This is a genomic window from Vibrio sp. YT-19(2023), from assembly GCF_033337395.1.
In genome coordinates this window covers 1-7,864 of sequence record NZ_JAWOQN010000065.1, presented here as the reverse complement: position 1 = coordinate 7,864, position 7,864 = coordinate 1, and the positions used below count along the sequence as shown (strand labels likewise).

At 47.2% G+C, this 7,864-nt stretch carries 8 protein-coding genes; 1 reads left to right on the top strand and 7 read right to left on the bottom strand.

The genetic code is table 11. From position 1 onward, the window contains the following. Positions 1-134: 134 nt before the first annotated feature. The 7 genes from R7E78_RS23635 to lptM form a co-directional block, all read right to left on the bottom strand. On the bottom strand, positions 135-2,621 hold the full coding sequence (locus R7E78_RS23635; RefSeq protein ID WP_005383644.1) for an EAL domain-containing protein: 2,487 nt from the start codon (positions 2,619-2,621) through the stop codon (positions 135-137). A 138-nt stretch (positions 2,622-2,759) separates the two neighbouring features. Beyond that, complete coding sequence (gene yigB / locus R7E78_RS23630; RefSeq protein ID WP_053350826.1) at positions 2,760-3,476, bottom strand: 5-amino-6-(5-phospho-D-ribitylamino)uracil phosphatase YigB; 717 nt, start codon at positions 3,474-3,476, stop codon at positions 2,760-2,762. Positions 3,477-3,484: 8 nt separating this feature from the next. Beyond that, the gene (xerC, locus tag R7E78_RS23625; RefSeq protein WP_262653896.1) at positions 3,485-4,417 is read right to left on the bottom strand and encodes a tyrosine recombinase XerC; all 933 of its coding nucleotides are present in this window, start codon (positions 4,415-4,417) and stop codon (positions 3,485-3,487) included. After that, positions 4,383-5,114 (bottom strand): DUF484 family protein, encoded by a 732-nt coding sequence (locus R7E78_RS23620; RefSeq protein ID WP_174844528.1) that lies wholly within the window; start codon positions 5,112-5,114, stop codon positions 4,383-4,385. Before R7E78_RS23620 ends, xerC begins: the two co-directional genes overlap by 35 nt. Continuing rightward, the gene (dapF, locus tag R7E78_RS23615) at positions 5,108-5,938 is read right to left on the bottom strand and encodes a diaminopimelate epimerase (RefSeq protein WP_005383396.1); all 831 of its coding nucleotides are present in this window, start codon (positions 5,936-5,938) and stop codon (positions 5,108-5,110) included. Before dapF ends, R7E78_RS23620 begins: the two co-directional genes overlap by 7 nt. Positions 5,939-5,948: 10 nt before the next feature. Further along, positions 5,949-7,202: a diaminopimelate decarboxylase gene (lysA, locus tag R7E78_RS23610; RefSeq protein WP_005378745.1), complete on the bottom strand. Its 1,254-nt coding sequence runs from the start codon at positions 7,200-7,202 to the stop codon at positions 5,949-5,951. Between the two features lie 61 nt (positions 7,203-7,263). Continuing rightward, positions 7,264-7,380 (bottom strand): LPS translocon maturation chaperone LptM, encoded by a 117-nt coding sequence (lptM, locus tag R7E78_RS31225; protein ID WP_005378746.1) that lies wholly within the window; start codon positions 7,378-7,380, stop codon positions 7,264-7,266. A gap of 74 nt (positions 7,381-7,454) precedes the next feature. On the opposite strand from lptM, the gene cyaY reads away from it, so the two are divergent. After that, positions 7,455-7,769 carry an iron donor protein CyaY gene (gene cyaY / locus R7E78_RS23600; protein WP_005383391.1) on the top strand — a complete coding sequence of 105 codons (315 nt, stop codon included), beginning with the start codon at positions 7,455-7,457 and terminating at the stop codon, positions 7,767-7,769. Positions 7,770-7,864: the final 95 nt, after the last annotated feature.

Here is a 7,864-nt window from a genome sequence, read left to right as displayed (position 1 = left end):
TTAGCATGAGTAGTTTTACAGGCAAAGCCGAAACGGATGATAACCACCTACTGAAGTAGGTGGTTTAGGGCTGAAAACAAAAAACGCAGCCTACGCTGCGTTTTTTACGACAAGAAGTTTCACGTGAAACATCATTAAAACAGTCGAGTCGGCTCGCCAAGATAGTAACCCTGCAAATAATCCACCCCCATGTCTTGTGCAATGGTACACACCTCCTGATTGTGGACGAACTCCGCCACCGTCTCCGCGTTAAACACCTGGCACAAACGCACCAACTGGGAAGCGATCTTGCGCTGTTTTAAGTCTTTATCAATATCACGAATCAAGCTGCCATCGAGCTTTATGACTTCTGGCTCCAACTTTAGGATTTCATCGATATTCGAATAACCGGACCCAAAGTCATCAACAATGATACGCGCCCCTAAGCTTCTAAAATGACTGCACACTTCTATCATTCGGCCGTAGTCTTTGATCTGCTCAGATTCCAGCACTTCTAAACCAATTCGCCTTGGGTCATTTAGCTGGCTAATTTCATGCTCTAAAAGCATTAAAGTTTTATCACTGAGCAAATCTTGCGGCGATAAGTTTATAGAAAAGTCACCTTGCTTATCTCGCATATAATGCAACGTAGAATGAATCATGTGCCGACTTAGTCGAGTGTAAAGATGCGTATCAGAGATAATTGGCAGAAAACGCCCTGGCGCAATCACCGTTCCATCGGCTTCCAGAATACGAACCAAACATTCTTGGCTTGCCAATTTGTGGCTACCCGCATGCACAATGGGTTGGCTATAAGTGATGATATTCTGTTTGAGAATGGCTCTACTGACGCAACTTAGCCATCCAAGTTGCTCTTTACGCACATCCTCACTGACTTCAATATCTTTCGCATTACAGATATGGGTATTACTGCGTACACCGGAGCGCCTCGCTTCGATGCCTTTGAGTAAGAGCTCATCTACTGAAGCGGATGGAAAATCTCGACGACTCACTAAGCCGCCGCATAGCGAGATAGAAAGATAATCTATTTCACGTAGACCAATTGGCTCAAAATTAGTTTGTTCTACCGCATCGGCAAAACGCGTAAAGTGCTGTTTGATGGTTTCGCTGCTTTGGTCAGCTTTAAATATGAATGCCCACTCACCAACCCCAATACTATAAAGCTGCAAAGCCGTTGGCATGCCGAAACGCTTTCGTAGTCGATTCGTAAAGTGCATTGAGAGATCTTTGAGTAATTGATCTCCCACTCGGTAGCCGTATTTTTCGTTGATATGACTAAAGTTAAGTAGCTTTAGAGTCAACAAATGCTCATCCAAATCGATGTTACTCAGCCGCTCTTGCAATGCGACCCGGTTTTGTAACCCCGTACGACTGTCGCGTCGATAGCTTTCTTGTAACTTGCGCGTTTGGCGATCGAGTTGATATCCCATATGCGCGTTCATATGGTTGAGATCGCCGATCGCATTTCGAATCAAGCTAAACAACGGTGAAATAGAGGAGCTAACGGGCGACTTAGGCAAGTTCAATGTTTGCACTTCGTCTCCCTCTCGCATCGCTAAATACGTCAGGCTGTGATGAAGAATTTCGGGCTGACCAATACCACCATGCAGTTCCCCCATACAGTAACTACCAAACGTCGTCGCAATATCTTTGAAGGCTTGGACTTCGTCGCTGCTGTCAATAAAGTCTAACCGTGACGCGCAGTTAAAAATCATCACGACTTCAGGTTGGTGCATGGCTAACTCAACCACACCATGCCGCACTTGCTCGAGCGTTAACGAGGGATGGTTATAGCAAAATTGCACTTCGTCACCAAGACACCAGGGCCTGTCGAAGCTCATACTGCCATCAGCGTGCAGCTCCGTTACCGTACAAACTTCCTTTCGCCCTAAGCTTTCTCGATACAAAGGAAAGCTGAGCAGTTGACTCAGCGTCACGTCATGGCCATCCGCCAAGTAACGCTTGTATACGTCCAGCGCTTTCTTCTCACCTAGACAATACAAGCGCGTTCCTTTTGCATGAGTGACTTTGTGTGGCATGCCAATCGGGTTCCATTCCGAATACGCATCAGTCCATAGCTTCAAAGTATCACTGTGCAAAGCTACGGCAACCACAGCGTTATCGTAAACTCGGTTTTGATATAGCACCCAGCAGCCATCGTCAATACTCTGCGCCAACCCTCCAGAAATCACTACTTCTTCACTGGCGAAGGTTTGAAACAAGGGATAGTCACGTCGTTCAATTTGCACAGCAAAGCTGAGGATCACCTGTGAATTATGCTGCATTAGAAGAGAGCGCTTGAGCTCCCCGCCATCAATGTCAGGGGAGTAAGAGTATGTTTGTACCGCAGAAGTCAGCGTGGTTTGCTCAAATTCAATCACACTCACTAGGCAACCAGAGGTAAATATCTCCCCTTCCAGAATCACATTACGCGTACTATGCCCCATAACATGAGCATTCGGCAGCGACGACAAAACGGCGTCTGCAAGTGTAGTCGTAATTTCGCGCGATTGCGTCGACAATATTTGTACTAAATATTGTTTATCTGAGGAAGTCGGAAAAGTGACTAAAAAGTCATTCAGTTGACTGACATCGTGAACCAGTTTTGAAAAAGCTCGCATGGACCTACCACTGCCGTAACACTATCTTCACCACGACGTGTGGCGTTACTATTTTTATTTAATAGAGAATAATTTACGTGGCTTTGCGCTGCTTTTCTAGACACAAAATGAGATTAGAATGGATTAATGCGAAAGCAATTAAAAAAGTGTGAGTAACGGCTGCAAACTATTGATTTCAATATCAGGTAAAGTACGTGTTTTTGAATGGTTAATGACATTTTTATTCATATCATTAAACCAACAGGCTGCAAAACCAGCCAACTTTGCACCATGCACATCCGTGGTTAGATGATCACCGACATGCAGAATATTCTCCGCAGGAATATCCAAGAATCGCTTCGCTTTAGTAAACATATCGGTTGCGGGTTTCGCCAATCCATCTGGTCCTGCTTTAAGTACCTGTTGGAAATAAGGCGTAAGACCGATGCGGTCTAAATCCACATTACCGTTGGTGATTGCTACCAACGGGATGTGCTGCGCGAGTTCCTCCAGTACATCGAGGCTTTGCTGCGGCACTTCAAAACGGTTACGCCAGTCCAACGCAACGTCTACTGCGGCTTTCGCGGCGGCATGTGCTGCGTCTTCGTCGTAGCCTACTTGGGAGAAGGCTTGCTGAAGTTGCACTAAACGCCATAAAGTGACATCGCTCTTCAGCTCGGGTTGTTGCTGCACAACACGCTGCTTGAGAGCAAACCAATCCGCTTTGTTCATATGGGCAACCGCTGGATGATGGTGCTTGAGCCAAGATAGCAACTCACGCTCCATGCGAACGATCACAGGATAGTTGTCATAGAGGGTATCATCTAGGTCAAAGGTCATTGCCTTAATAGGCTCGATACGGCGATAAAATTTCATACTTCGGCTCACTCCCCGTTCTTTTTACGTGCGCGTGGGTGGGCTTGGTCGTAGGCTTGCGCCAAATGTTGGAAATCCAAGTGCGTATAGATTTGGGTCGTCGAAATGTTCTCGTGCCCTAAAAGCTCCTGCACCGCACGTAAGTTATTGCTTGATTCGAGCATATGTGTCGCAAATGAGTGACGCAATTTATGCGGACTAATATGGCTTGCGACAGACTGTTTCTGCCCCCATTCAGCCATGCGCTTTTGCACGCTACGATGCGAAATACGCGTTCCGAGCTTAGATACAAACAAGGCGGGCTCACCTGGAGCGGCTAAATCACCACGAACGCGTAACCACTTCCCAACCCACTCGGTTGCCATCCCAGAGAACGGCACTTTACGTTCTTTATCGCCTTTACCAATAACACGAAGCTCACCACTACGCAGTTGTACGTCACGTACATCCACACCCACCAACTCAGCCAAACGTAAACCGGCGCCATACATCAGCTCCATCATGGCGCGATCGCGCACAGCCAGCGGGTCGTCCTCGTTGACTTCAAGTAATTGGCTCACTTCGTCAACATCGAGGTTTTTGGGCAACGGGCGTTTTTTGCGAGGTGCTGAAACCCCTTTGGCTGGGTTAGCCGACATCTCGCCACGCAGAATAAGGAAATCGAAAAAGCTACGCAGCGATGAGAGGCGCGTTGCCAAACTGCTGGCTTTCATGCCTTCTCGCATGCCCTTACCTGCTAATTGGCGCACCCAACCAGCATCCACTTGAGACCAATCTTTGAGCTCCATTTCAGCTAGGTGCTGCGCCATAGTTTCTAGCTGCTGTTTGTAATTGCGCTGAGTATGTAGGCTAAGCCCCTTTTCGCTTCGTAAGAATTCATAGAAGCGCTCAAGAGGCTTTTGCAGACTATTTGGCAGAGGAGTGTTGGGAGTTGTCGTCATCGTAACTTTGCCATACCAGTGTTTGAGCGAGATGTGCCACTACTAATGATAGGTGACGCAAAAACAAGGTATCCATATCTGGCTGAAAATGGCCGCCATCTTCACTAGAAAAAGCAAGCACGCCCAGTGTTTGCTGTTTCACGAGCGGCAGTACCACATAGGACCCCATTTCCGGCACTTCCATGTTGCCAAACAAAGCTTCACGATCTACTTTGCGAAGACGTCCTAAGTACGCATCTTTGCCATTTAAGTGAGTGGTCGCAAAGCGTTGATAACTTTCCTTACTCAATTGAATCGATGCGTCGCATTGACTAAACAACCGAACAAACGCACGTAAGCCCAATGCTTTGGCTTTATCTTCGATAGAATGAATGACTTGTTTAAAGTCACCACACTTTAGAATCTGCCCCTGCAAATCCATAAATTCGTAAAAGGTGCGATCATTGTTCGCCGCAAGCGACATTAGTGTAGTGATCTCTTCCTCTAACTCTTCAATGCGCTGACGTTGGCGATTCATTTGGATGTGCACCAAAGATACCGCGCCTAAGTCTGAGTGTGGGAAAGATAAACGATCCACAAGCTCCGGACGTTGCACAAAAAAGTCTGGATGATCTTTGAGGTACTCGGCCACTACTTCAGCCGTTAAGGCATCTGTTTCTACTTGAGACAAACCGTTTCCTTTTTCTTCAACTAGCAAGACAATTGACCATCAAATACATGCGTTGTAGGTCCGGTCATAAACAACGGCTTGCCAGGGCCTTGCCATGCAATTCGCAATTCACCACCAGGTAGAGAAACCTTAACGTTTTCATCCAACAAGCCCTGCAGAATCCCAACCGCGACTGCCGCGCATGCACCACTACCACAAGCTTGTGTTTCTCCTGCGCCTCGCTCGTAAACTCGAAGACGAATATGGTCACGACTCACCACCTGCATAAAGCCAGCGTTGACGCGCTCTGGGAAACGCTCATGCGACTCAAGCAGCGGACCGAGAGTTTCCACTTCTGCCGTATCCACATCGTCGACCACGGTCACTACGTGCGGGTTACCCATGCTCACAGCACCACAAAACAAGGTATTGTCGCCTGCTCGCATGATGTAAGTTTTCTCTTTTTGCTTCGCTTTGAAAGGAATTTTGTTCGGTTCAAACTCTGGCACGCCCATGTTGACCGTCACTTCCCCATCATCTTCGATGTTGAGAATCATCTTTCCTTTCTTGGTGCTCACGCTGATGCTGTATTTATTGGTCAGCCCCTTCAAGCGAACAAAGCGGGCAAAACAGCGTGCACCGTTACCACACTGTTCAACTTCACTACCATCGGCATTAAAAATCCGATAATGGAAGTCGGTTTCAGGGTCGTAAGGGGCCTCTACCACAAGCAATTGGTCAAAACCAACGCCAGTATGACGATCCGCCAAGCGGCGGATCAGGTCTTGCGAGAAAAACACGTTCTGGGTAATACAGTCGACGACCATGAAGTCGTTGCCCAAACCGTGCATTTTGGAAAAGTGGAAATGCATTTGTTGTGTGTTACTCCGGTAGAATCTGTTCCAGCTGCCACAAACTGGTCAGCTCCTCACGCTGGCGAACTAAGTGGCTTTGTTTACCGTCCACCATCACTTCTGCCGCTCGGGTACGAGTATTGTAGTTCGAAGACATCACAAAACCATAGGCACCTGCTGAACGAACCGCGAGTAGATCACCTTCTTGCAAAACGAGTGCGCGATCTTTACCCAAGAAGTCGCCGGTTTCACAAATAGGACCAACCAAGTCGTAAGTCTGTGCTTCACCCTTTCGCGGTGAAACTGGCACAATATCTTGCCATGCTTGGTATAGCGCAGGACGCATCAAGTCGTTCATTGCAGCGTCGATAATCGCAAAGTTTTTATGCTCAGTATGTTTTAAAAACTCAACACGCGTTAGCAAGATACCTGCGTTCGCAGCAATTGCACGGCCTGGCTCAAAGATCAGCTCCAAGTCTTGGTGATTTTCAAGACGGCCTAGTAACGCTTTGGCGTAATCAGAAGGCTGAGGTGGTAATTCATCACGATAGACCACACCCAAACCACCGCCGACATCAAGATGACGAATGTTAATGCCCTGCGCTTTTAAATCATCAATCAGAGCTAATAAACGGTCTGTCGCGTCGATAAATGGGTCTATATTGGTCAGCTGAGAACCTATGTGGCAGTCGATACCTTGCACATTCAAGTTAGGCAGGCTTTGCGCGAATTTATAAACATCTGGCGCACGATCAAACGCAATGCCGAATTTATTGTCGCGAAGACCAGTCGAAATGTAAGGGTGTGTTTTCGCGTCGACATCTGGATTGATACGCAGAGAAATTGGCGCAATCACACCAAGCTCACCCGCAACCTTGTTCAAACGTTCTAGCTCTGGCTCAGATTCAACGTTGAAACATTTGATACCTAGCTCAAGAGCGCGCTTCATCTCTGCCGGTGTTTTACCAACACCAGAGAAAACGACTTTTTTCGGATCACCGCCTGCGGCAATCACACGCTCAAGTTCACCACCCGACACGATGTCAAAACCCGATCCCAAACGCGCTAGCGTGTTCAATACGCCTAAGTTTGAGTTGGCTTTCACCGCGTAGCAAACCAGGTGAGGATGCTGACCCACAGCACTATCAAACGCCTTCCAATGGCGCTCTAGCGTGGCTCGAGAATATACGTAAAGAGGAGTGCCATATTGCTCTGCAAGAGCTTGAAGTGGGACGTCTTCGGCCCAAAGCTGGCCATCATCCTGATAGTTGAAGTAATCCAAAATTCGCTTCCCTTATTTTATTCGACTGCTGAACCCTAATTTCACCCTAAGGTGCGGTTATTTATTGTGATTGCTCATTCTGTTGAGTGTCATCTGGAATGTATAATGAGCCAGACTGACCACACCCCGCTAAGGTCGCGGCAACCATCACAAACAACACAGTAACTAATTTTTTCATTTCGCATATCGTGATTATTGAATCAATGCCCCCTATAATCGCACCACACTCAGGAAAAGCAATAGGATAGACGGATGAACGATACTGAATTTCATCAACTGGTGGATGCGCAGATGCAAATCATCGAAGAATCCATCGATGATTCAGGCGCAGACATTGATTACGAAGTCACTGGCAACGTAATGACATTGGAATTTGAAGACCGCAGCCAAATCATCATTAATCGCCAAGAGCCGATGCATGAGATCTGGCTAGCGTCCAAATCTGGTGGTTTCCACTTCAAGCTTATTGAAGGTAAATGGACCTGCTCAAAAACGGGTATGGAGCTATTTGAAATGGTGAAGCAAGAGTGTGAAAAGCACGCAGGCGAAGCCATTGATTGGGCATAATTCTGGTCAATCGTCACCAAAGTAAATTACCACCTTCTAAAGAAGGTGGCTTTGTGTGAGCCCCCTAAAAGGGGGCCTTTGTTTAGTCCAGCGCC

What these genes read in the sequence shown, in the direction of transcription:
- R7E78_RS23635 (WP_005383644.1), bottom strand. Translation starts at nt 2,621, where the DNA reads ATGCGAGCTTTTTCAAAACTGGTTCACGATGTCAGTCAACTGAATGAC.
- yigB (WP_053350826.1), bottom strand. Translation starts at nt 3,476, where the DNA reads ATGAAATTTTATCGCCGTATCGAGCCTATTAAGGCAATGACCTTTGAC.
- xerC (WP_262653896.1), bottom strand. Translation starts at nt 4,417, where the DNA reads ATGACGACAACTCCCAACACTCCTCTGCCAAATAGTCTGCAAAAGCCT.
- dapF (WP_005383396.1), bottom strand. Translation starts at nt 5,938, where the DNA reads ATGCATTTCCACTTTTCCAAAATGCACGGTTTGGGCAACGACTTCATG.
- lptM (WP_005378746.1), bottom strand. Translation starts at nt 7,380, where the DNA reads ATGAAAAAATTAGTTACTGTGTTGTTTGTGATGGTTGCCGCGACCTTA.
- cyaY (WP_005383391.1), top strand. Translation starts at nt 7,455, where the DNA reads ATGAACGATACTGAATTTCATCAACTGGTGGATGCGCAGATGCAAATC.